This window comes from Mesorhizobium sp. M0571 (genome assembly GCF_040320985.1).
In the GTDB taxonomy this organism is placed as follows: domain Bacteria; phylum Pseudomonadota; class Alphaproteobacteria; order Rhizobiales; family Rhizobiaceae; genus Mesorhizobium.
Genome location: NZ_JAMYQT010000013.1, coordinates 98,623 through 123,841, shown reverse-complemented (window position 1 = coordinate 123,841; position 25,219 = coordinate 98,623). Strand labels below are relative to the sequence as shown.

Genomic DNA, 25,219 nt, shown 5'->3' with positions numbered 1-25,219 from the left:
GATGGCTGCCGTGCGCACCTCCTCCGAAATCGGCTTCAATCGCGTTGCAATCGTCGCCGTCCTGTTGGTGACGATCATCTTCCTGGCGCCGATCTACTGGATTGCCTCGACGGCGTTCAAGCCGCGCAATCTCGCCACTACCATCCCGCCGACGGTCGTCTTCCAGCCGGAAATATCGCCCTTCGTCAAGCTGTTCACCAAGCGCTCGCAGCTACGCAACCCAGCGTCGCCGGAGGAGTATGCAGCCGCTCCCTGGTGGGAGCGCGTCGTCTTCGACGGCGGCGAAAAGATCGTGCGTGACGGCAAGGGCCAGGTGCAGTGGTCCGGCTATCCGAGCCGCTTCATGAACTCGTTGATCGTGGCCATAACCTCGACCATCCTGGCGGTCGGCATGGGCACCTTCACCGCCTACGGCTTCTCGCGCTTTAGGGTGAAGGGAGAGGCGGATCTGCTCTTCTTCATCCTGTCGACGCGCATGCTGCCGCCGGTGGTCGTCGCCATCCCCATGTTCCTGATGTACCGGGCGGTCGGCCTCAACGATTCCCACCTCGGCCTGATCATCCTCTACACCGCTTTCAACCTGTCCTTCTCGGTCTGGCTGATGAAAGGCTTCATGGACGAGATCCCGAAGGAATATGAGGAGGCGGCCCTGGTCGACGGCTACACGCGCATGGAAGCCTTCTTCAAGATCGTGCTGCCGGAGGCCGCCACCGGCATCGCCGCCACCGCCGTCTTCTGCTTTATCACGGCGTGGAACGAATATGCCTTCGCACTGATCATGACCAGCCGCCGTGCCCAGACAGCACCGCCCTTCATCCCCAGCCAGATCGGCTCCGGCCTGCCGGACTGGACGGTGATCGCTGCTGGAACCTTCCTGTTCCTGCTGCCGGTCGCGATCTTCACCTTCCTGCTTCGCAACCACCTGTTGCGCGGCATGTCCTTCGGAGCGATCCGCAAATGAGCTTTCGCGCCATCAACCAGAAATATCTCGAACCGGGCAGCCAGGTGCTGATGGTGCTCGGCATCATCGCGCTCTGCCAGCCATGGCATATGCTGCTGCACAGCTACGGCGTGACTATCATCCTGATCGGCCTGATCGGCTTCAACATCACCTCCAAGATCGCGCCGGAGGAGAAGGCCGGCACCGGGCAAGGGGCAAATCCGGGGGCACAGCATTGACCCAGATCGAGCTTCGCGGCGTCCAGAAATATTTCGGCGCCGTCCAGGTCATCAAGGACCTCAACCTGAAGATCGACGACAACGAGTTCATCGTGCTGCTCGGCCAGTCGGGCTGCGGCAAGACGACGACGCTCAGGGCCGTTGCCGGACTGGAGACGATCGACGGCGGCGACATCCTCATCGACGGCAAGCCGGTCCAGCACCTCAAGGCCGCCGACCGCGACATCGCCATGGTCTTCCAATCGTTCTCGCTCTATCCGCATATGAGCGTCTACGAGAACATCGCCTTTCCACTGAGAGCGACGCGCAAGAGCAAGGCCGAGATCGATAGCGAGGTGCGCTCGGTCGCCAAGACGCTGCAGATCAGCGATCTCCTCGCCAAGAAACCGTCGGCGCTGTCGGGCGGCGACATGCAGCGCGTCGCGATCGGCCGAGCCTTGGTGCGGCGGCCGAAGGCGATGCTGATGGACGAGCCGATCGGGGCACTCGATGCCAAGCTGCGCGAGGAGATGCGGGCCGAGATCAAGCGGCTGCACATCAAGCAGGGCTCGACCAGCATCTACGTCACCCACGACCAGATCGAGGCGATGAGCCTCGCCGACCGGATCGTCATCATGCATGAGGGCGTGCTGCAGCAGGTCGGCTCGCCGGACGAGGTCTATTCGCATCCGGCGAATCTTTTCGTCGCGCAGTTTGTCGGTAGCCCTGTGATGAACGTCGCCGACGCTTCGGTGACCGAGGAAGCCTCGTCGGCCTCGGTGACGGTCGGCGATGCGGCCGCCGGCTTCGAATTCCCGCGTGCGTTGCTGTCGAAGCTCAACGGCCATGCCGGCGGCCAGCTCGCGCTCGGCATCCGGCCGGAAGGCGTTCTCGTCCGCCGCGAAGCAGCCGAAGGGTTCCTGCCGGTAGAGACGCAGATCGTCGAGCCGCTCGGGTCGTTCGACATCGTCGACCTCAAGGTCGGCTCCAAGATGCTGCGCGCGCGCACCAAGAGCGGCTTCATCGGCGGCCCCGGCGAAAGGGTCTTCGCCAGGATCGATCCGGCCCAGGCGCATTTCTTCGACACGGCGAGCGGCAAGTCGCTGGGAGTGAGACTCTGATGGCCCACATCCAGCTCAAGAACATCTCAAAGAAATTCGGCAACCACACCGCCTTGACCGGGCTCGATCTCGACATCGCCGACGGCGAGTTCTTCGTCCTGCTCGGCGAGACCGGCGCCGGCAAGACGACGACGCTGCGCATGATTGCCGGCCTGGAAAAACCGAGCGAAGGTCAGGTCTTTATCGACCGCGTCGATGTCGCCGATTGGGGCGCGGCGGAGCGCGACGTGGCCCTGGTGCTGCAGCAATATTCGCTCTATCCGCGCTATACGGTGCGCGAAAATCTCGAATTTCCGCTAAAGCCGAAGATCCGCCGGCTGCCCGACGCCGAGATCAAGGATCGTGTCGACCGCGCTGCCAGGACGCTGCGGATCGAGCATCTGCTCGATCGCAAGACCGACCGGCTTTCAGGCGGCGAGATGCAGCGCGTCTCGATCGGCCGCGCCATCGTGCGCAAGCCGAGGGTATTCCTGATGGACGAGCCGTTGTCGGCGCTCGACGCCAAATTGCGCGAGGCGCTGCGCACCGAATTGAAGAACCTGCAGATGCAGCTTGGCGCCACCTTCCTGTTCGTGACGCACGATCAGATCGAGGCGATGTCGATGGGTGACAAGGTCGGCGTGCTCAACCATGGCCGCATCGTCCAGACCGGCACGCCGTACGAGATCTACAACAATCCGCGCGACACCTACGTGGCGAGCTTCGTCGGCTCGCCGCCGATGAACCTCATCGACGGCAAGCTCGTTAACGGACGTGCGGTGATGGCACCGCTGAATTTCGAATTGCCGCTTGCGGGGGGTGCCAAGACTTCGGGGGGTGCCAAGACGGGCGTGGCGACCGACGGTCGCCCGCTCGTCTTCGGTATTCGTCCCGAGGACGTCTATCTCGAGACCGGCGCGCCGGTTGAGGCGCGGGTCCACGATGTCGAGAACCATGGCGTGGAGAAGATCCTGACGCTGCGGGTCGGCGACACCATGCTGCGCGCCACTGTGCCGGCCAGGACCGACGTGCAGATAGAGCAGCCGGTGCGCTTTGCCTGGAACCCGGAAAAGGTGGTGCTGTTCGACAAGGGCAGCGGAATAAGCCTGCGTCACGCCGGCTAAGTACAAGCCTCTTTGCCGCAGCTGGAGCGGAATGCGTTCAAATTGAACCGTGCATCCGCTCTATCTATTTGTTTTAGCCGAATTTGTGCGACGCCAAGTGATTCCATGTGGCTGCAAAAAGCTCTAGTCTCTCGTCATCCCCCCGTACGGGGGATGCGGATGCTCCGATTTGTCGAATAGGCTGATCCTTCGGTCCCAAAAAGGGCTTTGCATGCCCAAATTCGGAGGCCCAAATACGGAGGGTTGGCTATGGGAAATCTGTTCCGCAGTTTTGCGACTATCCTGCTTGTCGCGGGTATGGGATTGTCGTCCGCACATCTGAGCGAGGCGCAGGCAGCCAAGAAAGTTGTCGCCGGCGCGAAGGTGGACGCCAAGAAGATCAAAGGCCTTAACGGCACGGTCAATCTGTCCACCAGCGACTGCAAGCTGTTGTTGAGCGGCACCGTCGTCGAAGTCTCGGATGGCAGATGCGGGGCTTCCGGCAAATATTGCAAGAGCAGCGCCGGCTCGGCCTGCATCACCGAGCAATGAGCTCGGCCAGTTTTTAGCCGGCCTGGCGGATCTCCGCCTGTTCCTCGGCCCGGAAATGGCCGGGCGGCGATCCGATGACCCGCTTGAAGGCGCGGCTGAAAGAGGCGTCGGATTCGTAGCCGAGGCGCGCCGCGACGACGGAAATCTTCAGCCGGTCGCGGACCAGCCATTGCCGCGCCTGGTGCATCCGCACCTGCGTGACATACTTTGCCGGCGTCTCGCCGACGATGGTGGCGAAGCGCTCGGCAAAACCCGATCGCGACGCGCCCATCATCCTTGCCAGAGCCTCCACCGTCCAGTCGCGGTTCGGTTCCAAGTGGATCGCGGCCAGCACCCGGCCGATCTCGCGGTCCCTCACCGCCGCAATCCATCCGGAGGAGTCGCCGCAGCCGCGTTCGACCCATGAGCGGATGACGGTTGCGGCGAGCACATCGGCCAGCCGCGCCAGGATGCCGCCGGAGCCGACGCGCTCCATCGTCACCTCGCGGGCCATCGCCTCCAGCAGATGCGGGATGCCCGGCTCATAGGCTTCCAGCTCGTGCGCGCGCATCACGTCCGGCATCATGCCGAGCAATGGGTGCAAGCCATCGAGATTGAAATACATGCTGCCGAAAAACAGCAAGGTCCCTGGCCGGCAGCCCGGCACGCCGTCATTCGACATGCAATAGACATCCTTGCAGATCTCCTCGACCTCATAGCCGTGGATCGGCGCCGCCTCGATGCCCGGTTCACTCGCCAGCGTGTGGGCTGAGCCGCGCGGCAACAACACGGCGTCGCCCGCCTTGAGCTCGACCCATTCGCCGGACGGCTGCAGCAACCAGCAGCCTTTGCGGCCGATGAAATGAAACCGTGCTGCCGCCTGAGCCGGAAAATGGATGCCCCAGGGCTCCTTCATCTCGCAACGGCCGTAATCGACGCCTTCGAGACGCAATCCGCGCAATATGTCCGTCAGCGGATCGCCGGTGGTGGGGATTTTGGACGAACGGTCAAACATAATGGTGTTTCTAGCATGGAAACTCCAGACAGTCACTCCCTATGTTGCACTGCAGCCAGATGCTGCGCTGCAACCAGATCGGAGATCATTCATGACCGAACCCGCGACAGGCGTCATGGACGCCGTTCTCGACCCGTCGGAAACCGGCGAACGATCCGAGCCCGCATGGGGGGCGGTGGTCTCCCTGGCGCTCGGTGTCTTCGGCCTGGTGACTGCGGAATTTCTGCCCGCCAGCCTGCTGACGCCGCTTGCGCAGGATCTCGGCATCACCGAAGGCGCCGCCGGGCAGGCGGTAACGGCGACGGCCGTCATTGGCGCAATAGCGGCGCCGACCATGGCTATCGTCACCAAGCGGCTGGACCGCAGGCTGGTCATGTGGGCGCTGACGGTGCTGCTCGTGCTGTCAAACCTGGTGGCCGCGTTTGCATCGTCGCTTCCCGTTCTTCTGATCGCCCGCATCATGCTCGGGATCAGTCTCGGTGGCTTCTGGTCGATGTCGGCAGCCATGGCGATGCGGCTCGTTCCGATGCGGCTGATGCCGCGCGCCATGTCGATCATCCTCACTGGCGTTTCGGTGGCGACGGTCTGCGCGGCTCCGGTCGGTGCCTATGTCGGTGACATCTGGGGATGGCGGACGGCCTTCATGATCGCCGCCGTGGTCGGCGCGCTGGCGCTGCTGGTGCAGGTGGCTACCATTCCGCGATTGCCGCCTGCAGGTACAGCAGGTTTTCGTACGCTGCTGGAGGTGATGAAGCGGCCGATGATCAGGGTAGCACTGCTGGTGGTACTGCTGGTCGCCTCGGGACACTTTGCCGGCTTCACCTATGTCCGCCCGTTTCTCGAGAAGGTGCCCGCGCTGGACATCGAGACGATCTCTCTGGTGCTGCTCGCCTACGGCATCGGTGGCTTCTTCGGCAATTTTGCCGGCGGCTTCATCGCCGAACGCAGCCTCAAGGCAGCCGTCAGCCTGGCGCCTCTGCTGATCGCGTTTTCGGCACTCCTGCTGCTGGTGGTCGGGGGCTCACCCGTAGTGGCTGCAATAGCGGTGGCCAGCTGGGGCTTCGCCTTCGGCGCCGTCCCCGTCGGGCTGCAGACCTGGCTGGTGCGGGCCGCCCCCGATCAGGCGGAAAGCGCCGGCGGGCTCATGGTTATGACGTTCCAGGTCGCCATCGCGTTGGGCGCCGTCTTCGGCGGCCTGCTGGTCGACAATACCGGCGTTGCCAGCGCCTTCGCCTATTGCGGGGCGGCGACGTTGCTGGCGGCACTGGCGGCGTTCTTCCTTGGCCCGAAGCCGATCGACAATTCTGAGGCCTAAACCGAACGACCGTCGAAGTCGAAGACCGGCACGGCGGCTAGGTCCAACGCGTCGATGCAATGGATATTGATGTAGGCACTTCGCCCGCTCCCTTCGCCGACATCCTCGGCGAAGGGGTGAATGCCGCAGCTCCGGCAGAAGCGGTGGGCGATAACATGGGCGCCGAAGCTGTAGCGGCCGAGATCATCGCCCCAGGCAAGCACCCGCAGGCTCTCATGCGGCACTGCCCATAGCAGCGCACCCTTGCGCGAGCAGATCGAGCAATTGCACCGCACGGCTCCGGTCAGCTCGCCTTCGACCTCGAACGCGACCTTGCCGCAGTGGCAGCTGCCTTTGTAGAGCATCGGGCTTCCTCCTTCGGTTCGACAGGTGCAAATCCGACCGTGCCGGGTTATGTCTCCTGCGGCCAGTTGCTGGCTACCTTAAGACGTTGCAGGCGTGCGGAGTCCGACACCGAAAATGCAATCAGCCCGTGATCGCCTCGAAGCAATTCTCTCGCGGCTTGCCGCTCGCGCCGACGATGAAAGCGTGTTCGTAAAGCTCTACCCGGAAGCTGCACGGGCGGCGGCCGACGCCGCCGATGCGCGGCGAAAAGCCGGCATCACGCTCGGGCCGCTCGACGGGGCGATCGTCTCGATCAAGGATCTGTTCGATGTCGCCGGCGAGCCGACCACGGCGGGCTCGCTGCTGCTTGCCACCGCTGCGCCCACGCTGCGGGACGCCCTTGTCGTGCGGCGGTTGCGCCAAGCCGGTGCAGTCATCCTCGGCAAGACCAATATGACCGAGTTCGCCTTCACCGCGATCGGCGTCAATCCGCATTACGGCACGCCCGGCAATGCAAGTGATGCCAGCCGTATTCCGGGCGGCTCGTCCTCAGGCGCCGCGGTTTCGGTCGGCGAAGGCACCAGCGAAATCTCCATCGGTTCCGATACCGGCGGTTCGGTGCGCATTCCGGCGTCGTTGAACGGCGTCGTCGGTTTCAAACCGACGGCGCGGCGCGTGCCGCTCGCGGGTGCGTTTCCGCTGTCGGCCACACTGGACTCGATCGGTCCGCTGGCCCGCACCGTCGCCGAATGTGCGGCGGCCGACGCGGTGATGGGGGGCGAAGAACCGAGAGCACTGTCGCCGCTTCCGCTGGCCGCCCTATGCATCGGCATTCCGCACGGCGTGCTGTTCGATGATACGGAGGAAGAGGTCGCGACGGCGTTCGACCGATGCCTTCGCAAGATGGGGCTTAACGGCGCGCGGCCTGTGGAGATGTCGATCGACGACCTGCTTGCCGAGCTGCGCGCGGCAACCAAACGCGCGTCGATCGCAGCAATGGAAGGGGCGGAGATCCATGCCGAGTGGCTGGCGACAGGAGCGGCGACGCCGGTCGACCCGCGGGTAAGCGGGCCATTGTCGCGCGCCTTCGCCATGCCGGCTACGGTCTATATCAGGGCCATGCGCCACCGCACGGCGCTGGCCGCTGCGATGGACGAGCGGCTGGCGGCGGTCGACGTGTTGGCCCTCCCGACCACGCCAGTGACGGCGCCGACGATCGTGTCGATGACGGGCGACGAAGCGTTGTGCAACAGGATGGAAGGCCTTCTGCTGCGTAACACGCAGGTCGCCAACCAGTTCGATCTATCAGCCATCTCGCTGCCAATGCCGGGAATGACGCGTCCGGCCGGGCTGATGCTGGTGGCGCGCAATGGCCATGACCACCACCTGTTGCGCATCGCCGCAGGAGTCGAGGCGCTGCTTGCAAATTAAAATGGTAGCGCGTGTGTGGCGGCGTGTCAGCGCGACGAGCAGTGGCCGCGCTCGCTGTCCTTGGCGGCGCGTTCGATGCCGGTGGCGACCAGCCAAGGCAAAGTATACTGCTTGCCGTTGAATGTCCGGATGCGGTTCTCGATGAAGCCGACAACAACGACCTTGCCGGCGTAAAGCTTGTCCGAAAGATCGAGCGCCTTGTCTTGCTGCGGCAAACGATCGATGTCGATCGAAACACCCTTGACGATCTTGCCGGTGGCGAGGTCGAGCGCGCTGTTGGATGGACAGGGTGCCGCCACGCAGCGCAGGCCGTTGTCGCAGAACACGTAGCTGCCCTGTTCGTTGGCGAAGGCCTGCGCCGTTGCCATGCAGAAACCGGCGGTCAGCAGGATTTTTGCGGCGTTTCCCATGCTGGCAACGTCGCTGACGAATTCGGGAAAATTGAGGCGCTCTCAGAGATCGACAGAGAACCGTCGCCGGTAGTGCTCGACCACTTCGGGGTTGCGCAGATTGACCGGCAATCTGTTGGCCAGCACCAGCAAAGCTTCGCCCGCCGCGCCGACGCCCATGCGCATCATCGACTGCTCGGTGATCCCAGCCATATGCGGGGTGACGATGACGTTGTCGAAGCCGAAATAAGGATGGTCGGGCGGCAGCGGTTGTGTCGCAAAAACATCGAGCGCGGCGCCGCCGATGCGGCCCTTCTGCAAGGCCTCGATCAGGGCGTCGTCATCGATCACCAGCCCGCGCGAAACATTGATCAGCAGCGCATCCGGCTTCATTCGGTCAATACGCTCCCGGCTGATCAGCCCGCGCGTTTCCGGCGTCAGCGGGCAGCACAGAACGATGACGTCGCTCTGCTCGATCAGCGCGTCGATCGACAGGAAGCCGACCCTTTCCGGCGCCGGCCGCATGCTGCGCGTCGTCGCCACCACATTCAGATCGAAACCATGTGCCGCGATATGACCAACCGCCTGACCGATCGCGCCGAGGCCGACGATGCCGATTGTTTTGCCGGCAAGCTCACTGGCCACGACGGTATGTTCGCGGCCGGCCAGCCAGCCCTTCGCCCGCAGATCGCGGTCCAACACACGAAAGCGCCGAAGCAGCGCCAGTGCCGCGAACATCACATATTCGGCGACCGACCGCGCGTTCACTCCCGGCACGTTCGCCACCAGCACGCCGGCCGCATTGGCCGCTTCCATCGGCACCATGTCCAGCCCGGCGCCGTGGCGGATCGCGGCCCTGAGCTTCGTCGCGCCTTCGAAAAGCGCCGCCGGCAAGGGAGCGCGAACGATGATGACATCGGCGTCCCTTGCCTCGGCGGCCAGCGTGTGCGCGTCGAGAGCGGAAGCAACGACGAGTTCGCCGGCCCCTGTCAGCATGGAAGAGGCACGAGGGTGCAGTCTGTGTGTCGACAGGATCTTGGGCATTTCAGGCCTTTTCGAGCGCTGGGCTGTGCGGTTCCGCCTCACGCCCTTCGATCAGCCCCTTCCAGTAGCTTTCCGCGCCTTGCAGATGAGCGCTCATCAGCGCCTGGGCGAGATTGCCGTCGCGGCGCAGCAGCGCCTCATAGATCTGGATATGCTCGGCATGCGAGCGCACGCTGCGTTCGGGATCGTTGAAATAGATCGGCAGGCGCAGCTCGCCCATCATGTAGTAGACGCTGCAGACATTGTGGAAGACGCTGTTCTTGGTCGCGCGCACGATCTCGAGGTGGAACTCGCGGTCTTCCCTGGCAAGGCCTTCGCCGGCGGCGATACGCTCCTCAGAGGCCTTCAGAATCTCGCGCAGCCGCTCGAAATTCTCCTCGGTGGCGCGCGAACAGGCAAGTTCGGCGGCCTTGATCTCGTGGATCTTGCGCAACTCGACCGTCTCGTAGATCTGGACAGGATCGAGCGGCAGGCCGGCGCGGGCGAACAGCGCCATCGCCTCGACGCTCGCCTGCTTTGTATCGATGTAGATGCCGGATTTCGCCCGTCGCTCGACGATGCGCATGGCCTCGAGAATGGCCAACGCCTCGCGGATCTGGCCGCGGCTGACGCTGAAATGCTCTGCCAGTTCGCGCTCCGACGGCGTGCGGCCCGTCTCCTTGTCCGAATGGGAGAACAGATAGGCGGCGAGTTCCGCGAGAAGGTTCTTTTCTTTCATTGTCAGCCGTGTTGCGCGTGCGCCTCCAGGAACCGCTCCGAAATGGTGAATCCCAGCCCGGGTCTATCAGGGATCGCTACCATACCGTCCTTTGCTTCGACAGTCTCTTCGATCAGATCGTGGATCATGGGGTTGGCGCCGAGCGAATATTCGACGGTGAAGCTCGCCGGCGATGCGGCGCAGATATGCAGCCCGGCAAAGAAACAGGGCGCACCGGCCCAAAGATGCGGTGCAAAGCGCAGATTGAAGGCGCTGGCGATGGTACCGATCTTCATCGCCTCGCTGATGCCGCCGCAAAAGGCCGGATCCGGCTGGAAGATATCGGCGGATCTGAGCACGGCGAGGTCGCGGAAGGCATAGCGTGTCGCCTCGCTTTCGCCGGTGGCGATCGGGATCGAGCCGCAGGCGCGCACCTCGGCCATGCCAGGTTTGTCGTCGGCAATCACCGGCTCCTCGAACCAGGCGAGATCGAGGTCGCCGGCAAGATGAATGAAGCGCTTGGCTTCGGCCACCGTGTAGGTGCCGTGCGCGTCGACCATCAGGTCGACATCGGGACCGAGCGCCTGTCTTGCGGCGCGGACGCGGGCCGCGGAGACGTGCGGGGCGCCGTCCATGGCGCCTACCCGCATCTTCAGCGCCTTGAAGCCGCCCTTGGCGATGTAGGACTGCAGCTGGTCGCCGATGTCTTCCGCAGTGGCCCAGCCGCCGGAAGCGTAGGCCGGCATGCGGTCCAGCTTGCGGCCGCCGAGCAGCCGCCAGACCGGAACGCCGAGCGATTTGCCAAGAATGTCCCACAATGCGATGTCGACGGCGCTGATAGCGGCGATGCTCATGCCGCGTCGTGCCAGTTGCGGCATGGCGTGGCCGGCGCGGGCGGCGCTGTCGTGGCGGACGCCATTGTAGAGCATCTCCCAGATGACGCCGATGTCGGCCGGGTCGAGGCCGACCAGCTGTGGGCCGACCTCGTGGTTCAGCAAATGGACGAGGGCGCCGTAGCTGCCGGCGCTGCCGGCGGCATTCTTGCCTTCGCCCCAGCCGACCAGCCCGTCGTCGGTTTCGATGCGCAGGATGGCGGCGTCGAACGTCGCCACCTGACCGAAGTCGCTGCGGTGCTGCTTCGCGGCCTCGATCGGTATGCGAATCCACCAGGCTTGGACCGTCTTGATGCGCATGTTCATCCTCGGCGCGGCCGCGGTGAGGCGGAAGGGCTCATTCCAAACGGCTCGGCTACTTGATCAGCGGCAGCAGCGTTTCCGCGTTGATGCGCATCTGGTCGGTGTAGAATTTCTCCGTGAGCACGCTGGAGCCGTGGTCCTGAATGAATTTCAGCTGCTCCGGCGATATGTCGACGGGGTTGCGTTCGACCATGTCGGGATAGGGGGCGGCCGGCGTGCGGTCGACAGGAGCGACGAATTCGTTGGTCAGCGCGCCGTCATAGCCGATCTCCTTCAGCGTGCCGACGATCTTCGGCCAGTCGATCTGCCCGAGGCCGGCGGCGAAGCGGTTGTTGTCGGCGACATGGAAGTCGTAGAGGCGCTCGCCGACCTGCCGGATCGCGTCGTAGACGTTAAATTCTTCCATGTGGATGTGGTAGGCGTCGAGGCAGACGCCGCAATCGGGGCTGACCGCATCGGCCAGCGCCAGCGCCTGGGCGCCGCGGTTGAACAGGTAGGTCTCGAAGCGGTTGAGCGGCTCGACCGCAATCTTGACGCCGACCTTCTTGGCGTGGGTGAAGCATTCCCGGGTGGCGTCTACCACCCATTTCCATTCCTCTTCCTCGGTGCCGTCCGGCACGACCTTGCCGACGGTGGCGGGAACCAGCGTGATGATCTCGCCGTCGAGCTCGCTGACCATAGTCAGCACGTCCTTGACGTATTGCACCGAGCGCTCGCGCTGGCCCTGGTCCTTGGCGGCGAGATTGCGCTCGCCCAGCATCAGCGTCACCGCTCCCCAGCAGCGGATGCCGTGCTCCTTCAATAGCGCGCGCGTTTCCTTGGGCTTGTACTGTTCGGGTTCGCCGGAAATCTCGATCGACTCATAGCCGAATTTCTTGATGCGTTTGAGCGTCGTTTCCAACGGCTCCGCCCGCATCCAATTGTGCGTCGAAAGATGCATGGTCTATCCTTCCCAGAATTCGCCTGTACCAGTTCGCCTGCAACGCGCTCTGCCGGAGCCCATCGCATGATTCCTCCCCAAGGCGTCCCAGCTTTTTTGCAAACTGGTTCGACCAATTGGGCCTGATGGGAGGTCTACAGCAATTTCATCTGGACGGCAAGAAGTGCTGCCATGACGCGCTGTTTCTCGTCTACACCATTGATTACGTTGGAATATGTGGCGCAACTCGGCATGGTTGCAAAGCTCCGGTGGCGCGTCAAATGGCTTGACCAGATTTCGACATTTGGTAATACCAGAATGGCGGTACGAAGCGCACAGTGCAAAGAGACCAAAGAGGCTGGCCCTGTTTTCAATCGGCGCTATGCTTGGTCGTGAAACATAGGGAGATGCCGATGCCGACGACGATGAAGGGCCCTGGTCTGTTCCTGGCGCAGTTTGCGGGCGATGCCGCGCCGTTCAATTCGCTGGGCTCGATCACCAAATGGGCAGCCGGGCTGGGCTACAAGGGCGTACAGATCCCGACCTGGGATGCACGACTGTTCGATCTCGAGAAGGCGGCGTCCTCCAAGGCCTATTGCGACGAGGTGAAGGGCGTCTGCGCCGACGCCGGCGTCGAGATCACCGAACTGTCGACGCATCTGCAGGGGCAGCTGGTGGCGGTGCATCCGGCCTATGACGCGCAGTTCGACGGCTTCGCGCCACCTGCGGTGCACAACAATCCGAAAGCCAGGCAGCAATGGGCGGTCGAGCAGATGAAGTTCGGCGCCAAGGCGTCGAACAATCTCGGGCTCAAGGCGTCGGTGTCGTTTTGTGGTGCCCTGGCTTTCCCTTATCTCTACCCGTGGCCGCAGCGGCCGGCGGGGTTGATCGAGGAAGCATTTGCCGAACTCGGCAAGCGCTGGAAGCCGATCCTCGACGTCTATGACGAGAACGGCGTCGATGTCGGCTACGAGATCCATCCGGGCGAGGACGTGTTCGACGGCGCGACTTTCGAGATGTTCCTCGATGCGGTCGGCGGCCACAAACGCTGCAACATCAACTACGACCCGTCGCACTTCCTGTTGCAGCAGCTCGATTATCTCGAATTCATCGACATCTACCACGAGCGGATCAAGGCATTCCACGTCAAGGACGCCGAGTTCAACCCGACCGGGCGGCAAGGCGTCTATTCCGGCTACCAGAGCTGGACCAACCGCGCCGGGCGCTTCCGCTCGCTCGGCGACGGGCAGGTGGATTTCGGCGGCATCTTCTCCAAGCTCACCCAATACAACTATGATTCATGGGCGGTGCTGGAATGGGAATGCTGCCTCAAGCACCCCGAGGATGGTGCTGCGGAAGGGGCCCCCTTCATCCAGCATCACATCATCAGGGTGACGGAAAAGGCATTCGACGATTTCGCCGGCGGCACGACCGACAAAAAGGTGCTGCGCGGCATGATGGGTATTTAGCGCTGCTTCCCTTCCCCTTGAGGGGAGGGTGGCCCGCAGGGCGGGGTGGGGTCGGTTCATGCCGAACTCTGCCTTTACGACCCCACCCCGACGCTACGCGTCGACCCGCCCCGCAAGGGGGAGGGTAACGAACAACGAGGGAGAAAATCATGGTTGGCGCATCGAAGGCGGAAACGGGGGGCGGTCCGATCCGCTACGGCATGGTCGGCGGCGGACAAGGCGCCTTCATCGGTGCGGTGCACCGCATCGCGGCGCGTATGGACAACGAGTTCGTGCTGGTTGCCGGTGCCCTGTCGTCGGATCCGGAGCGCGCCAAGGCCTCTGCGGCCGAGCTCGGGCTCGATCCGGCACGCAGCTACGGCTCCTATGCCGAGATGGCCAAGGCAGAGGCCAAGCGGCCGGACGGCATCGAGGTGGTGGCCATCGTCACGCCGAACAATGTGCACGTGCCGGCCGCCAAGGCTTTTCTCGAGGCCGGCATCCACGTCATCTGCGACAAGCCGCTGGCGACGACGCTGGCCGAGGCGAACAAGCTGGCGGCGCTGGTCGAAAAGACCGGCAAGGTGTTCGTGCTGACGCATAACTACACCGCCTATCCGATGGTACGGCAGGCACGCGAGATGGTGGCCAAGGGACAGCTCGGCGATATCCGCATCGTGCAGTCGGAATATCCGCAGGATTGGCTGACCGAAGACCTGGCCGCCACCGGCCAGAAGCAGGCGGCGTGGCGCTCAGACCCCAAGCAGGCCGGCGCCGGCGGTGCGCTGGGCGACATTGGCACGCATGCCTATAACCTCGCCCGTTTCGTCTCCGGGCTGGAGCTCGATTCACTGTCGGCCGATCTCGACGCCTTCGTGCCGGGGCGGCTGCTCGACGACAACATCAACGTGCTGCTGCGCTTCAAGCCGGTCGGCAAGTCGCACCCGGCCAAGGGCATGATCTGGGCAAGCCAGGTGGCGCCCGGCCACGAGAACGGGCTGAAATTGCGTATCTACGGATCGAAGGGCGGGCTTGAATGGGTGCAAGCCGACCCGAACTATCTCTGGTACACGCCGTTCGGCCAGCCAAAGCAATTGATCACCCGAAATGGCGCCGGCGCACTTCCCGTCGCCGGGCGCGTCAGCCGCGTTCCGCCAGGCCATCCGGAAGGCTATCTCGAAGGCTTCGCCAACATCTACCAGGAGGCCGCGCGGGCGATTCGTGCAGCACGTAGAGAGGGCGGCAAGCCGGCTAAGGATGTCGTCTTCCCGACCGTACAGGACGGCGTCGAAGGCATGGCCTTCATCGAGGCCTGCGTGAAGTCGTCCACGAAGAATGGGGCGTGGACGAAGCTCTGAAGGGATGGTGATATTCAGATGAGGCCGGCCTCATCTGAATCTCACCACTCCTCGGGTGATCGAGCGAATGATGGGAGAGGGGCGTCGATGAAAATCGGCATGTGCATGCTGTTGTGGACGACCAGTGTCTTGAAAAAACACGAGCCGCTGCTCAGGGACATCAAGGCGACCGGGTTCAACGGCGTCGAGATACCGGTCTTTGCCGGCACGCCGGACGACTACAAGAAGCTCGGTGAGCTGCTCGACCGCATCGGGCTGGAACGCACCGCGGTCTCGGCGATGGGCGATCCGGCGATGAACCTGATCTCGCCGGATGCCTCGACGCGCAAGGCCGGTATCGACTACATGAAATGGGCGATCGATTGCGCTCAAGCGCTTGGCGCGGACACCTTGAGCGGCCCGTTGCATTCGACGCTCGGGGCCTTCTCCGGCAGCGGGCCGACAGCGGCTGAGAAAAAGCGCTCGGTCGCCTCGCAACGTGCCATCGGCGACCATGCCGGCAACAAGAACATTACCATCGGACTGGAGGCGCTCAACCGTTTCGAATGCTATCTGCTCAACACGATGGACGACCTGTCGGAGCATATCGACGCGATCAACCGGCCGCACGTCAAGGCGATGTACGACACCTTCCATGCCAATATCGAAGAGGCCGATCCGATCGGCGCCTATACGCGCAATCGCAAAAACGTCGTCCATATCCACATTTCGGAGAACGATCGCGGCGTGCCGGGCCGCGGCCACGTCCCCTGGAAGGAGACGTTCTCCGCTATCCGCAAGAGCGGCTATGACGATTGGCTGACGATCGAGGCGTTCGGCCGTTCGCTGAAGGATTTGGCGGCAGCAACCAAGGTGTGGCGCGACTTTTCGGAAAGCCCGGAAGCTGTCTACCGCGACGGCTACAGGCATATCACGAGCGGCTGGAAGAAGGCGGCATAGCAACTGTTCCTTCGTCATCCTCGGGTCAAGCCCGAGGATGACGAAGGCGTGGAGACCTGCGGCCAATCGTGGTGATCACCCCTGGCCGGCCTGAATCCGGTTGTAGTCGTGGATCGTCCTGCTCAGCCGGCGGCGCAGGAAATTGGAAATGTTGTCGAAGATGAAAACGACGAGCAGGATCAGCAGCACCATGTAGAAGACATTGGCCCAGTTGGAGTTGGTGCGCATCGCCTCCCAGAGCTTCAGGCCGATACCGCCGGCACCGACAGCACCGATGATCGTCGCGCCCCTGGTGTTGGATTCCCACTGGTAGAGCGTTTGGCTGATGAAGACCGGGATCACTTCCGGCAGCACGCCATAGCGCTGCACCAGCAAGCCGTTGGCGCCGGTCGACTGGATGCCCTCGCGCGGCTTGTCGTCGATGTTCTCGAGACCTTCCGAATAGACTTTGCCGAGCGTGCCGATCTCGGTGAAGAAGATCGCGGCGCTGCCGGCCAGCGGGCCGGGGCCGAAGGCGCGGGTGAAGAACAGCGCCCAGATCAGCATGTCGACCGAACGCATGAAATCGAAAAAGCGCTTGAGCACCTGGCTAAGCAGGCCGCTCGGGGTGATGTTGCGGGCGGCGAAGAAGGCGAGCGGGAAGGCGACGATGCCGCCGAGCAGCGTGCCGAGAAATGCCATGACGATGGTCTGGAACAGCTTCGTCCAGACGTCGCCATGCTGCCATTGGGCATTGTACCAGATATTGTCGGCGGCCAGCGCAATGTTCGATGTGCCCGGCTTGAGCTCGGGTCCGGACATCAGCAACGAAACCACCTCGCCGGGCGACTTGCTGAAGAAGGGCGAGCGTGTGTCGAAGACGAAATTCGCCCAGCCGAGGAAGCGCTTGCGGACTTTGACGCGATCGACGGTTATGCGGACCTCGCCGGCAAAGCCCATCCTGGCAACGATTTCATCGTCGTGTGCGGTGATCCAGTCCGGCACGGGGCCGGATATCACCGGCTTGCCGCTGGTCAACGACACCGGTACCGTCTGGCCATTGGCGACCAGTATCGCCTCGGTCTTGTCGAAGGTGACCGATTTGGCCCGGCCGTCGATCAGGATGGTGTAGGAACCGTGGGCATTGGTGATGACCCAGTCGGGATGGGGATCTTCGCCAAGAGCCGAGAAACGCGGGTATTTGGGCGTGATCTGAGGCTGGTCGAGACGGAATTCCGGCTGCAGATCGTAGCTGATCCATTGCGTCAGGAAGAGCGGCAGGCGTTCCCAGTGCGATTCCCTCAGCACTTGCGGCAGGCTGAAGAACCACAAGGCGTAGACGAGGTAGAGCAGGATGCCGGCGAACAGAACCAGCGGGCCGAAGCGTTTGTGCACGGGCCGCCGGAACACTTGGGGAAAGCGCTCCTCGATCGACTGCATCTCATCGGCGGTCATCGCGGCCATGCTCAAGCGCGCATCATAAATGCCTGATCGCCGACGAGCTTGCGACGAAGCCAGGCGGAGAACTGGTCGACGAGGAAGATGGTGGTGAACAACAGCAGCACCAGTGCCAGTGTCTTGGCGCCGAAGCCGCGCGAGATCGAGAGCTTCAGCTCCTCGCCGATGCCGCCACCGCCGACCGCGCCGATGATGGTCGAGATGCGGACATTGATTTCGATCCTGAGCAGCGTGTAGGACATGAAATTGGGCAGCACTTGCGGCAAGCCGGCGAAACGTACGCGCTCGAACCAGTTGGCACCGACCGCGCGCAGGCCTTCTTCGGCGCGCATGTCGACGTTTTCGTTGATCTCGTAGAAGAGCTTGCCGAGGGCGCCGATCGAATGCAGGCCGATGGCGATGATGGCCGCGACCGGGCCGGTCGAGAGGATGGCTGCGAACAGGCCGGCAATGACGATCTCCGGGAAGGCGCGAAGCAGTTCCATGAAGCGCTTGACGACGAGCCTGAGCACCGGACTGGGCGTCAAATTGCGGGCCGCGATGAAGGAGAAGGGCACCGCAAAGATGAAGCCTATGAAAGTGGAAACCAGCGCCACATTAAGCGTGGTGAGCATCAGCTCGAAATATTCGGGCAGGTAAAAACCGCCCCAGAGATAGACGCGGCCAAGCGGGAAGTTGAACTCCTGGCTGCCCTTGTCGTGCGGCGATGCGATGTCGAACAGCGCGCGCCAGACGTCGTTGCAGTCCTTGGGAACAAGCCAACTAAGGAAATCCAGTATGTGCGGTAGCCGATCGAAGAAATGTCCGGCATTGGCCTCGTCGGCGAACCACATGGCTGTGCACATCGCGACAAGCAGCAAGCCGACGCCGAGCGCGGTGTAGAACCGGCGCAAGGACGTCTGGCGTTGCCAGGTGTCGGCCGTCCGCCGGGTCGTGTCTGAACGGATCGTGGCTGAGATGGTCATGATCGGGTATGCAAAAAGGGCGGCGCGGGTAACGCCGCCCTTTTCAATTGCATTCAGCCGCCGATCGCGGCTTTGCGGGCTTCGACGATGACGCTGTAGAAGTCCGGCTTCACCGGAACGTAGCCGGTGAAATCGCCGCCTTCGATGGCCTCGAAGCAAGGCTTGTCCTTGGCCGGCAGGCTGGTGAAGAAGTTGGCGAGCTTGGCGCTCATATCGCCGCCGCGCGCGGTGCGCACGACCAGCGGGCCGTTCGGGATCAGGCCGGAGCGCCAGACTTCGACGAAGTCGTTGGGGTCGACGGCGCCCTTGGCGATTTCCTTGTGGAAGGTGCCAGAAGTATAGCCGTTCTTGAAGTCGCCGATGCCCGAGGAATCGTCAACCGCAACATCGACCTTGCCGTCGCGGACGGCGAGAAGGTTGTTCTCGTGGCCGCCATTGAACTGCGTCGAGGCGAAGAAGGTTTCGTTCGAGGCGCCGGTGTCCTTCGGGATCTGGGTCAGCGGGATCAGATAGCCGGAGGTCGAATCCGGGTCGGCATAGCCAAGCTTCTTGCCCTTTGCCGACTTTATGTCGGTGATGCCGGACGACTTCAGCGCCAGGCCGATTGAATAATAGCCGGTCGCGCCGTCGGTCTGCTGGGTGGTGAGGATCGGGGTCACCGCGTTCGGATCCTTGAGATAGACGCTGGCATAGCCTGACGCGCCAAGCTCGGCGAAATCGAGCGTGCCGCCGAGCAGGCCCTGGATAACGCCGTCATAGTCGGCGGCCGGGAACAGCGAGACCTTTTCGAAGCCGAATTCGGACTTCAGGTGATCGGCGAGGCACTGAAAGTTGCGCAGCCGGTCTGCTTCATTTTCACCGCCAAGGATGCCGATGCGGAATTCCTTGATATCCTGGGCGTGAGCGGCACTTGCAGCGATGGCGAGCAATGAAACGGCGCCAAAAACCATCTTCCTAAACATTGGGTCTCTCTCCTTTGATCCGGCCTCGCGCCGGTTGCGATCGAATTTTGACGAGTGCCTTTGACGCGGGCGGGCGATCAGGCCGTTTTCATTGTTTGTCCATGATCTTTTCCGAAAACCGGTGTCCACTTTTTGCTACGCTGACCTTCGGTTCGGGATCATGGACTAGTATCCCGGAAATGCGGGCTCCAGCGGTCCGGCGGATGCAGCGATTTTCTGTTTGACGGCGACACTGGTCGAGGTGATGGCCTCGGAGATTTCGCCGCCATTGCTGTCGGCACCGTAGACCATGCGCACGGCCTCGCGGTTGAGATCTTCGGGCGGGCCGTCGAAGACGACCTTGCCGGCGGCCATGCCGATGATGCGGTTGCAATAGTTACGGGCCGTATCAAGGGTGTGTAGATTGGTGATCACCGTGATGCCTTCGCGCAAATTGATGTCCTGCAGCGAATCCATCACCACCTTGGCGTTGAGCGGGTCGAGCGAGGCGATTGGCTCGTCGGCGAGCAACACCTTCGGCCGTTGCATCATGGCACGCGCGATCGCAACGCGCTGCTGCTGACCGCCGGAAAGGGTGCCGGCAGGCTGCAGCGCGGTGCGGGCGATGTCGAGACGCTCGAGGGCTGCCACCGCCTCGGCGCATTCGTTGCGGGAGAACATGCCGAACAGGTTGGACAGGGTCGAGCGGTGGTTGAGCCGGCCGAGCAGCACATTGGTCAGCACGTCGAGGCGCGGCACCAGATTGAACTGCTGGAAGATCATGGCGCAGTCGCGCTGCCAGCGCCGGAGCGGCGAGCCGCGCAACCCGGAGACCTCGACGCCGTCGAACAGGATAGATCCCTGGCTGGGATCGATGAGGCGGTTGATCATGCGCAGAAGCGTCGATTTGCCGGCGCCCGAGCGGCCGATGATGCCGACCATCTGGCCTTGCGGAATGGAGATGTGAACATTGCTGACAGCAGTGTTCTTGCCGAACCGGCGGGTGACGCCGCGGATTTCGAGCGTAGCTGACATGGTGCAGGCTCCAGTCCAGTCGCAATTGAAGGTCTGTTAACCCTCGCTAGCGCAGCCACGTGAACCTGCGGTGTCTGATTGATGTCAGTTTTGTTACCGCCCACAGGTGTGCTGCAGGCGGCCCCGTTCGTCAGTCGGTTCCGAAGGGCATCAGCTTGCCGTTCCGCTCAGTAGGTGACTGTGACGACGACCGTATCGGTGTAGACACCGGCCGATGGCGTGGCTTGTGGCGGCACCCGACCATAAACGGTGAGGCTTTGAGGCGCGCCGGTTCCGGTGCCCGCCACTGTGCTACCAGGCGTCGACGCATCACCCCAGGGCTGAGTTCGATCGGTGTCCTTGTAGAGCCCGTAAGTCACGGTTTCCGCACCCTTCGACATCTTGCGCGCCGTCGGGGCCGAACCGGTTGTGCCGCCGCCCAGCGATACAGTGTAAGCAGCTGCCGGCGTGCAGGTTATCGAAACCTGACCGGCGGCATCGACATCTGCGGCGAGAACGCCCGTCGATCCGAAATCGACGTTGCTGGTCGATACGAGGCAATTCGCAGCGACCGTTGCATTTATGGTGAAAGTCGGAGCCGCCGCCAAGGTGCCGGTACCTGTATTGCAGTTGTTGGTGCTGCTGACGCGGTAACGAAATTCGACATTCGCACCAGAAAAGGTCGAGAGATAGGTCCCGGGTGGAGCCGTGCCCTGGCCACCAAATGCCGCGCCGTAGATTGTGGCGGTGCCCGTGGCCGTGCCCAAAAGACCCAGCGTCAACGTCAAGACCGGCGGGCGCGAAGCATAGGCCCAGGCATAAGATCCCCAGACGATGCTGCGCGCCGTATCCGAATAGAGCTGATAGTTGAGGCTGCTGGCTCCGCTCAGCATTTGTCGGGCCGCTGCCGTGGATGCGCCTCCGCTGCCGGCTGCAAGATGCGCACAAATAAGGATGCGCTGGGTGACCAAGCCCCCCGTGCAACTCATGTCTATCGTCGCGGTCGAGTTGGTCTGGCTGCTCGACAGAGTATCGACCGAGCCAAAATTCATGCCGGAAACGCCGAAACTGCAGCTCAAGGCCCAAGCGGCCGACGGGAACAGGACGACGATCAAGAGCATGACAAAGCGGAGCATCTTGTTTCCCATTGTCACCTTTCCCATTGTCACTGGCACGTCACGTCCTTGATCGCCACTTGCTGGCCGGGTGTGGGCAGGTAGAAAAATTCGGCCCGGCAGGAACTCCCATCGGAGCGAGCAATGACGAGTGCGTTTTCGGCACCCAGGTCGCGAATGTACGCCTGGCCGTCATAGCCGATGATGAAGTCTTCCGAACCACCCTCCATGCGGCCGCTCAGGCCGGCCTCGAGCGGTACCCCGCTGCTGTCGACCAAGGTGACGAGCGCCGCCTCCGGCGCTTCCGAAACACCGAATTTCACCACCACGCCGCTGCGATCGGCCGGCACCACGATTTCCCTGGTGGCCGGAATATCCGCGTCGACCGGCAGGTTCTTGGGATCGATCGAAATTGTGTTCGGCTCGTAGGAATTGAGGCCGGGGATCAGAATGCGGCCGCGACTGTCGGTCTTGCCGACCGGGCGATTCTGGAATTGCACGTCGACGTCGGGCGCGCCGACCTCGACGACCGCGAAAGCGTCGTCGATACGATTGGTGGCGAAAACGCCGCCACCTGCCACTGCGATTGCGCCATCCATCTGCGCGGTGGCTCTGAAATCCTTGTCATATTGTTGAACGTCGGCTTCGAAGCGAGCGAAGGGAGCCCTGTAGCTGACGGCAGCCGAACGGCTGGTTGTTTCTCCTTCCGACGTTCGCGCCCGCCAACCGATGCTGCCGTCCTCCAGACGCTCCGACCTGGCAACGTCGGCAACGACATTGAGGCCGTCGGGGCCGTTCTCCACGCCGGTCGAGGCGGTGATGTCGTCCCCGAATGAGATCGAGATCCCGGCAAACACGCCGAAGCTGTGATGGTCTTCGAGATCGGCAAAGGCCGTAGCGTAAAAGCTGCTTCGTTTGAATATTTGCTGACTATAGGAAAGGCCGACAATCTGGCTCTTCTCGCCTTCGGCGCTTTCGAGATGCGTATAGGAGAGATTGAGGCTCGAAAACTCAAGTGGTGCCGGAATGCTCAATGTTACTTGATCAATCGATCGCGGAACGTCCCCGCTGAAGATCGGGAAATCGCCGGGATCAGGAAAGGAAGGTTCGGCGGTCACCGAGGCGATATCCTGGTAGTCGCCGAAGGCGCGCTGAATCCGACCATAGATCGACCATCCCTCGGAACTCATCTCCAGCGACGCGTTCACCAGCGAGCCAGTGCGCCCGTCATGATTGCTGGCGGCAACGGCGAGTGAGGCAGCGCCGTAGTGTCCGAGCGGAAACGCGGCGCCCACCCCGCCATTGACCAACCCCTCGCCGCCCTCGGCATGGGCCTCGAGTGTCAGCCAGTTGGTGAGACCGTAACGCGCCGTGGCGATGCCAAACAGGCGCTCGTCATAGTCGGCGGATTCGATGCCGAAATTGCGCCGTGGAAGTCCAACTTCGGCGGAGAAATCGAGCAGCCCCTGTCCCAGCATCGAGCTGGAGGTGTAGAACGGAAGCGTGGCGGTGGTTTCACGACCGAGACTGTCTCGCAAGACAACCTGCGCTTCGCCGGCGCCTGCAAACACCGGCAGATTGGTAATCTGGAAGGGGCCGGCGGGAACCTCGCCGCTGTAGGTGCGGACGTTCTGGGTGTAGACTTCAAGCGTCGAAGGAACGGCTGCGGTTCCTCCGAAAGACGGCAGCGGCAGCGTGACCAGGTCGGATCGAAGCCGGAAGTTGCGCTGCGCCTGGACGCCGCCGAGGTAGACGGGCCGCGTCCATGACAGCCCGCCGGAAATGAAGTCACCTGCCCGATAGGTCATCAGGCGCTTCGGGTCCGAGTAGTTCCAGGTCGTGTTGAGCCGTACAAGTCCGCCAAACTCGCTGTCGGAATAGCCGGCGGTGAATGACTGGCTGAGCGTGCCGAAAGGGCTGAAAGCACGCGCGTCGAAGCCGCCGGAAATGCCCTGGAACAAGTCCAGATCATCGTCGAAGAAGCTGTTGGAGCTCGCAAAAAGCGAATAGTTCAGCACACCACCGTAGCCGGACTGCGGCTGAAGACGATCTTCCTTGTCGGTGCCGCGAATGTCGACGACGCGTGCGGCCCGACCCTCGTTGCTGGTCGTGACGTAAAGGCGCTGGGTTGCTTCGTCGATCCGAAAAGCGACCTCCGGCAGTCGGTCGAGCCTGACCAGGCCATCGTTGCCGATAGCGTCCTCCACGGGCTTCAAGCCGACTTGCTCCAGCTCGTCCGGAGTTGCCGCCAGGCCGCCGTCGGCAAATTCCGTAAAGGTGCCAATCAGTCCCGTCGAAACATCATTGATGAACACTTCGAGGTAAAGATCGCGGCGTCCCGCCGGGGGGAGAGCGGAGTCCACGACTTGCGGCTCAGCTTGCGAAACCTGAGCGACCGCCGGCAGGAGAGGGAAGATGATGCCCGCAACGACGACCGCGACCCTAGCGCCCCTTGATCGCCACTGGGGCATCGAATGGTCCACGATCACTTTGCCCTTTTAGCGTGATAGGGCTTCCAGCCAGCGATTTGCCGTTGCCGAGCGGCCATTGCATGGTCGCGCCGCCCAAAACATAACCGACAAGCCCGCTGCGACCACCCAGCTTCTTGCCGCCCTGAACCAAATTGAGATTGGACAGTCTCACGCGGCTTTCACCATTGTTGTGCGCTATCAGCATCAGCCTGCCTCCGGTCCGCGATACACTGAACGACACGTCAGATGCCTTTGCGTCGGGATTGCGAAAGAAGACAGGCACGGAATAGCGCAGCACCAGAGTGACAGTGCCGCCCTTCCTCCGCGACGGGTCAGGCAGTTCGTCCACCAGGACGCGGTAGCTTTCTTCCGTATCCACCGGCGCCTTGCTGACGCGAACGACACGAACGACGTAGTCGGCATTCGGTCCGATCCGCGTCGATGGCGGGCTGGCGACGACATCCGAGGTCGGCTCTAGTTGCTCCACGCCGCCTGCCTGGCGCCACCGAAAGACGCGGACCTGGACATTGATAGGCCGCTTGGCGTCATTGCGCAGGTTCAGAACCGCCGCGCTGTCGGGGGCGATCAATTCCAGATTGGTCGGGGCTACCCGCAAGGAAGCACCCTGAGAGTAGCCCGCGCACAGCAAGACGATCGCTGCGGCACTGACGTGTGTCAGCATGGATCGCATGCTAATTCCTTCGCGTTTGGGGAAGGTCAATAGGTTATGGTAATTGCAACGGTGTCCGTGTAGTCGCCTGCTGCCGGCGTCAGCTGCGCAGGTACCCGCCCATAGACGGTCAGGTTCTGGACGTTGCCGTCGCCGGTTCCCGTAACGGTGTCGGTGTTGACAGTGTCGCCCCATACCAGGGTGCGCGCGCTGTTACTATACATCGTGTAGTTTACCGTAGCAGCCGCCGGCGAAGTCATTTTGCGAACCGCAACCGTCGCGCCGGTGCCGGCACCTGCGCCGAGGCCCACATTGTAAGTCTGTCCGGAGGTGCATTGCACACCGATTGTGCTGGTCTCCTCGACGTTTCCATCGATGACGCCGTGCGAACCGAAATTCAGATCGCCAGCGGTTTGGACTTTGCATTGATTAGTGATCGTCAGGCGAACCGTCATACTACCGGCAGCCGTCACGGCAAAAGCGGAATTCGTCATCAATGACGCTGTCGAAAGAATAGCCAAAATGGCCGTCAGCTTGGCGCGCATCCGAGTGCTCCTTTTTTCTCGGCTGCTCGCCCATCGCGACAACCGTAGTACATACATCTCGCATGTCTCTGTTAAGATTCAGATAAGTTTAGAC

General features: G+C 62.6%; 25 protein-coding genes. 10 read left to right on the top strand and 15 right to left on the bottom strand.

Annotation, left to right across the window (positions count from 1 at the left end; genetic code table 11):
* The first annotated feature begins 1 nt into the window (after position 1).
* The 5 genes from NKI85_RS17365 (at position 2) to NKI85_RS17345 (ending at position 3,913) form a co-directional block, all read left to right on the top strand.
* Positions 2 to 961: a carbohydrate ABC transporter permease gene (locus NKI85_RS17365; protein ID WP_352525073.1), complete on the top strand. Its 960-nt coding sequence runs from the start codon at positions 2 to 4 to the stop codon at positions 959 to 961.
* Positions 958 to 1,179, top strand: a complete 222-nt coding sequence (locus tag NKI85_RS17360) for a hypothetical protein (RefSeq protein WP_352525075.1) — start codon at positions 958 to 960, stop codon at positions 1,177 to 1,179. The genes NKI85_RS17365 and NKI85_RS17360 overlap by 4 nt, the downstream gene beginning before the upstream one ends.
* Complete coding sequence (locus tag NKI85_RS17355) at positions 1,176 to 2,279, top strand: ABC transporter ATP-binding protein (protein WP_352525076.1); 1,104 nt, start codon at positions 1,176 to 1,178, stop codon at positions 2,277 to 2,279. The genes NKI85_RS17360 and NKI85_RS17355 overlap by 4 nt, the downstream gene beginning before the upstream one ends.
* Positions 2,279 to 3,382 carry an ABC transporter ATP-binding protein gene (locus NKI85_RS17350; RefSeq protein WP_352777083.1) on the top strand — a complete coding sequence of 368 codons (1,104 nt, stop codon included), beginning with the start codon at positions 2,279 to 2,281 and terminating at the stop codon, positions 3,380 to 3,382. Before NKI85_RS17355 ends, NKI85_RS17350 begins: the two co-directional genes overlap by 1 nt.
* Positions 3,383 to 3,631: 249 nt before the next feature.
* Entirely contained in the window at positions 3,632 to 3,913 is a 282-nt protein-coding gene (locus NKI85_RS17345) for a hypothetical protein (protein ID WP_352525079.1), read from the top strand.
* A 13-nt stretch (positions 3,914 to 3,926) separates the two neighbouring features.
* Here the strand turns inward: NKI85_RS17345 and NKI85_RS17340 are convergent, their stop codons facing one another.
* Positions 3,927 to 4,907: an AraC family transcriptional regulator gene (locus tag NKI85_RS17340; RefSeq protein WP_352777081.1), complete on the bottom strand. Its 981-nt coding sequence runs from the start codon at positions 4,905 to 4,907 to the stop codon at positions 3,927 to 3,929.
* Positions 4,908 to 4,998: 91 nt separating this feature from the next.
* Between NKI85_RS17340 and NKI85_RS17335 the strand changes: the two genes are divergently transcribed.
* On the top strand, positions 4,999 to 6,222 hold the full coding sequence (locus NKI85_RS17335; RefSeq protein WP_352525083.1) for an MFS transporter: 1,224 nt from the start codon (positions 4,999 to 5,001) through the stop codon (positions 6,220 to 6,222).
* On the opposite strand, the gene NKI85_RS17330 is transcribed toward NKI85_RS17335, so the two are convergent.
* Positions 6,219 to 6,566: a GFA family protein gene (locus NKI85_RS17330; protein ID WP_352525084.1), complete on the bottom strand. Its 348-nt coding sequence runs from the start codon at positions 6,564 to 6,566 to the stop codon at positions 6,219 to 6,221. The two genes, NKI85_RS17335 and NKI85_RS17330, sit on opposite strands and share 4 nt — an antisense overlap.
* 115 nt (positions 6,567 to 6,681) lie before the next feature.
* Between NKI85_RS17330 and NKI85_RS17325 the strand changes: the two genes are divergently transcribed.
* Complete coding sequence (locus NKI85_RS17325) at positions 6,682 to 7,977, top strand: amidase (RefSeq protein ID WP_352777078.1); 1,296 nt, start codon at positions 6,682 to 6,684, stop codon at positions 7,975 to 7,977.
* A gap of 26 nt (positions 7,978 to 8,003) precedes the next feature.
* Here the strand turns inward: NKI85_RS17325 and NKI85_RS17320 are convergent, their stop codons facing one another.
* The 5 genes from NKI85_RS17320 to NKI85_RS17300 are packed head-to-tail and all read right to left on the bottom strand — an operon-like array spanning position 8,004 to position 12,243.
* Entirely contained in the window at positions 8,004 to 8,387 is a 384-nt protein-coding gene (locus NKI85_RS17320) for a DUF6748 domain-containing protein (RefSeq protein ID WP_352525088.1), read from the bottom strand.
* A 42-nt stretch (positions 8,388 to 8,429) separates the two neighbouring features.
* Positions 8,430 to 9,410, bottom strand: a complete 981-nt coding sequence (locus NKI85_RS17315) for a hydroxyacid dehydrogenase (RefSeq protein WP_352525089.1) — start codon at positions 9,408 to 9,410, stop codon at positions 8,430 to 8,432.
* A gap of 1 nt (position 9,411) precedes the next feature.
* Positions 9,412 to 10,128: a FadR/GntR family transcriptional regulator gene (locus tag NKI85_RS17310; protein ID WP_352525090.1), complete on the bottom strand. Its 717-nt coding sequence runs from the start codon at positions 10,126 to 10,128 to the stop codon at positions 9,412 to 9,414.
* A gap of 2 nt (positions 10,129 to 10,130) precedes the next feature.
* Positions 10,131 to 11,300, bottom strand: coding sequence for a mandelate racemase/muconate lactonizing enzyme family protein (locus NKI85_RS17305; protein ID WP_352525091.1), 1,170 nt, complete (start codon positions 11,298 to 11,300; stop codon positions 10,131 to 10,133).
* Positions 11,301 to 11,355: 55 nt separating this feature from the next.
* The gene (locus NKI85_RS17300) at positions 11,356 to 12,243 is read right to left on the bottom strand and encodes a sugar phosphate isomerase/epimerase family protein (RefSeq protein WP_352525093.1); all 888 of its coding nucleotides are present in this window, start codon (positions 12,241 to 12,243) and stop codon (positions 11,356 to 11,358) included.
* 392 nt (positions 12,244 to 12,635) lie between these two features.
* On the opposite strand from NKI85_RS17300, the gene NKI85_RS17295 reads away from it, so the two are divergent.
* From NKI85_RS17295 to NKI85_RS17285, 3 genes are all read left to right on the top strand, one after another.
* The gene (locus tag NKI85_RS17295; RefSeq protein WP_352525095.1) at positions 12,636 to 13,691 is read left to right on the top strand and encodes a sugar phosphate isomerase/epimerase family protein; all 1,056 of its coding nucleotides are present in this window, start codon (positions 12,636 to 12,638) and stop codon (positions 13,689 to 13,691) included.
* A gap of 149 nt (positions 13,692 to 13,840) precedes the next feature.
* Positions 13,841 to 15,028, top strand: coding sequence for a Gfo/Idh/MocA family protein (locus tag NKI85_RS17290; protein ID WP_352525096.1), 1,188 nt, complete (start codon positions 13,841 to 13,843; stop codon positions 15,026 to 15,028).
* 87 nt (positions 15,029 to 15,115) lie between these two features.
* Positions 15,116 to 15,967, top strand: a complete 852-nt coding sequence (locus NKI85_RS17285; RefSeq protein ID WP_352525097.1) for a sugar phosphate isomerase/epimerase family protein — start codon at positions 15,116 to 15,118, stop codon at positions 15,965 to 15,967.
* A 75-nt stretch (positions 15,968 to 16,042) separates the two neighbouring features.
* Here the strand turns inward: NKI85_RS17285 and phnE (NKI85_RS17280) are convergent, their stop codons facing one another.
* The 8 genes from phnE (NKI85_RS17280) to NKI85_RS17245 form a co-directional block, all read right to left on the bottom strand.
* On the bottom strand, positions 16,043 to 17,410 hold the full coding sequence (phnE, locus tag NKI85_RS17280; RefSeq protein WP_352525216.1) for a phosphonate ABC transporter, permease protein PhnE: 1,368 nt from the start codon (positions 17,408 to 17,410) through the stop codon (positions 16,043 to 16,045).
* A 2-nt stretch (positions 17,411 to 17,412) separates the two neighbouring features.
* Positions 17,413 to 18,369 (bottom strand): phosphonate ABC transporter, permease protein PhnE, encoded by a 957-nt coding sequence (gene phnE / locus NKI85_RS17275; protein WP_352525098.1) that lies wholly within the window; start codon positions 18,367 to 18,369, stop codon positions 17,413 to 17,415.
* A gap of 53 nt (positions 18,370 to 18,422) precedes the next feature.
* Entirely contained in the window at positions 18,423 to 19,331 is a 909-nt protein-coding gene (phnD, locus tag NKI85_RS17270) for a phosphonate ABC transporter substrate-binding protein (protein WP_352777074.1), read from the bottom strand.
* Between the two features lie 165 nt (positions 19,332 to 19,496).
* Positions 19,497 to 20,345: a phosphonate ABC transporter ATP-binding protein gene (gene phnC, locus NKI85_RS17265; protein WP_352525101.1), complete on the bottom strand. Its 849-nt coding sequence runs from the start codon at positions 20,343 to 20,345 to the stop codon at positions 19,497 to 19,499.
* A 167-nt stretch (positions 20,346 to 20,512) separates the two neighbouring features.
* Positions 20,513 to 21,460 carry a Csu type fimbrial protein gene (locus NKI85_RS17260; RefSeq protein ID WP_352525217.1) on the bottom strand — a complete coding sequence of 316 codons (948 nt, stop codon included), beginning with the start codon at positions 21,458 to 21,460 and terminating at the stop codon, positions 20,513 to 20,515.
* Positions 21,461 to 21,489: 29 nt separating this feature from the next.
* Entirely contained in the window at positions 21,490 to 23,910 is a 2,421-nt protein-coding gene (locus NKI85_RS17255; RefSeq protein WP_352525102.1) for a fimbria/pilus outer membrane usher protein, read from the bottom strand.
* Positions 23,882 to 24,601 (bottom strand): fimbrial biogenesis chaperone, encoded by a 720-nt coding sequence (locus tag NKI85_RS17250; protein ID WP_352525103.1) that lies wholly within the window; start codon positions 24,599 to 24,601, stop codon positions 23,882 to 23,884. The genes NKI85_RS17255 and NKI85_RS17250 overlap by 29 nt, the downstream gene beginning before the upstream one ends.
* Before the next feature lie 26 nt (positions 24,602 to 24,627).
* A complete protein-coding gene (locus NKI85_RS17245) occupies positions 24,628 to 25,074 on the bottom strand; it encodes a Csu type fimbrial protein (RefSeq protein ID WP_352525219.1) in 447 nt (148 codons plus the stop codon).
* Between the last annotated feature and the right edge of the window lie 145 nt (positions 25,075 to 25,219).

Coding starts and splice junctions, on each gene's coding strand:
- NKI85_RS17365 (WP_352525073.1), top strand. CDS start 2: ATGGCTGCCGTGCGCACCTCCTCCGAAATCGGCTTCAATCGCGTTGCA.
- NKI85_RS17360 (WP_352525075.1), top strand. CDS start 958: ATGAGCTTTCGCGCCATCAACCAGAAATATCTCGAACCGGGCAGCCAG.
- NKI85_RS17350 (WP_352777083.1), top strand. CDS start 2,279: ATGGCCCACATCCAGCTCAAGAACATCTCAAAGAAATTCGGCAACCAC.
- NKI85_RS17345 (WP_352525079.1), top strand. CDS start 3,632: ATGGGAAATCTGTTCCGCAGTTTTGCGACTATCCTGCTTGTCGCGGGT.
- NKI85_RS17340 (WP_352777081.1), bottom strand. CDS start 4,907: ATGTTTGACCGTTCGTCCAAAATCCCCACCACCGGCGATCCGCTGACG.
- NKI85_RS17335 (WP_352525083.1), top strand. CDS start 4,999: ATGACCGAACCCGCGACAGGCGTCATGGACGCCGTTCTCGACCCGTCG.
- NKI85_RS17330 (WP_352525084.1), bottom strand. CDS start 6,566: ATGCTCTACAAAGGCAGCTGCCACTGCGGCAAGGTCGCGTTCGAGGTC.
- NKI85_RS17325 (WP_352777078.1), top strand. CDS start 6,682: ATGCAATCAGCCCGTGATCGCCTCGAAGCAATTCTCTCGCGGCTTGCC.
- NKI85_RS17320 (WP_352525088.1), bottom strand. CDS start 8,387: ATGGGAAACGCCGCAAAAATCCTGCTGACCGCCGGTTTCTGCATGGCA.
- NKI85_RS17315 (WP_352525089.1), bottom strand. CDS start 9,410: ATGCCCAAGATCCTGTCGACACACAGACTGCACCCTCGTGCCTCTTCC.
- NKI85_RS17310 (WP_352525090.1), bottom strand. CDS start 10,128: ATGAAAGAAAAGAACCTTCTCGCGGAACTCGCCGCCTATCTGTTCTCC.
- NKI85_RS17305 (WP_352525091.1), bottom strand. CDS start 11,300: ATGCGCATCAAGACGGTCCAAGCCTGGTGGATTCGCATACCGATCGAG.
- NKI85_RS17300 (WP_352525093.1), bottom strand. CDS start 12,243: ATGCATCTTTCGACGCACAATTGGATGCGGGCGGAGCCGTTGGAAACG.
- NKI85_RS17295 (WP_352525095.1), top strand. CDS start 12,636: ATGCCGACGACGATGAAGGGCCCTGGTCTGTTCCTGGCGCAGTTTGCG.
- NKI85_RS17290 (WP_352525096.1), top strand. CDS start 13,841: ATGGTTGGCGCATCGAAGGCGGAAACGGGGGGCGGTCCGATCCGCTAC.
- NKI85_RS17285 (WP_352525097.1), top strand. CDS start 15,116: ATGAAAATCGGCATGTGCATGCTGTTGTGGACGACCAGTGTCTTGAAA.
- phnE (WP_352525216.1), bottom strand. CDS start 17,410: ATGGCCGCGATGACCGCCGATGAGATGCAGTCGATCGAGGAGCGCTTT.
- phnE (WP_352525098.1), bottom strand. CDS start 18,369: ATGACCATCTCAGCCACGATCCGTTCAGACACGACCCGGCGGACGGCC.
- phnD (WP_352777074.1), bottom strand. CDS start 19,331: ATGTTTAGGAAGATGGTTTTTGGCGCCGTTTCATTGCTCGCCATCGCT.
- phnC (WP_352525101.1), bottom strand. CDS start 20,345: ATGTCAGCTACGCTCGAAATCCGCGGCGTCACCCGCCGGTTCGGCAAG.
- NKI85_RS17260 (WP_352525217.1), bottom strand. CDS start 21,460: ATGCTCCGCTTTGTCATGCTCTTGATCGTCGTCCTGTTCCCGTCGGCC.
- NKI85_RS17255 (WP_352525102.1), bottom strand. CDS start 23,910: ATGCCCCAGTGGCGATCAAGGGGCGCTAGGGTCGCGGTCGTCGTTGCG.
- NKI85_RS17250 (WP_352525103.1), bottom strand. CDS start 24,601: ATGCGATCCATGCTGACACACGTCAGTGCCGCAGCGATCGTCTTGCTG.
- NKI85_RS17245 (WP_352525219.1), bottom strand. CDS start 25,074: ATGACGAATTCCGCTTTTGCCGTGACGGCTGCCGGTAGTATGACGGTT.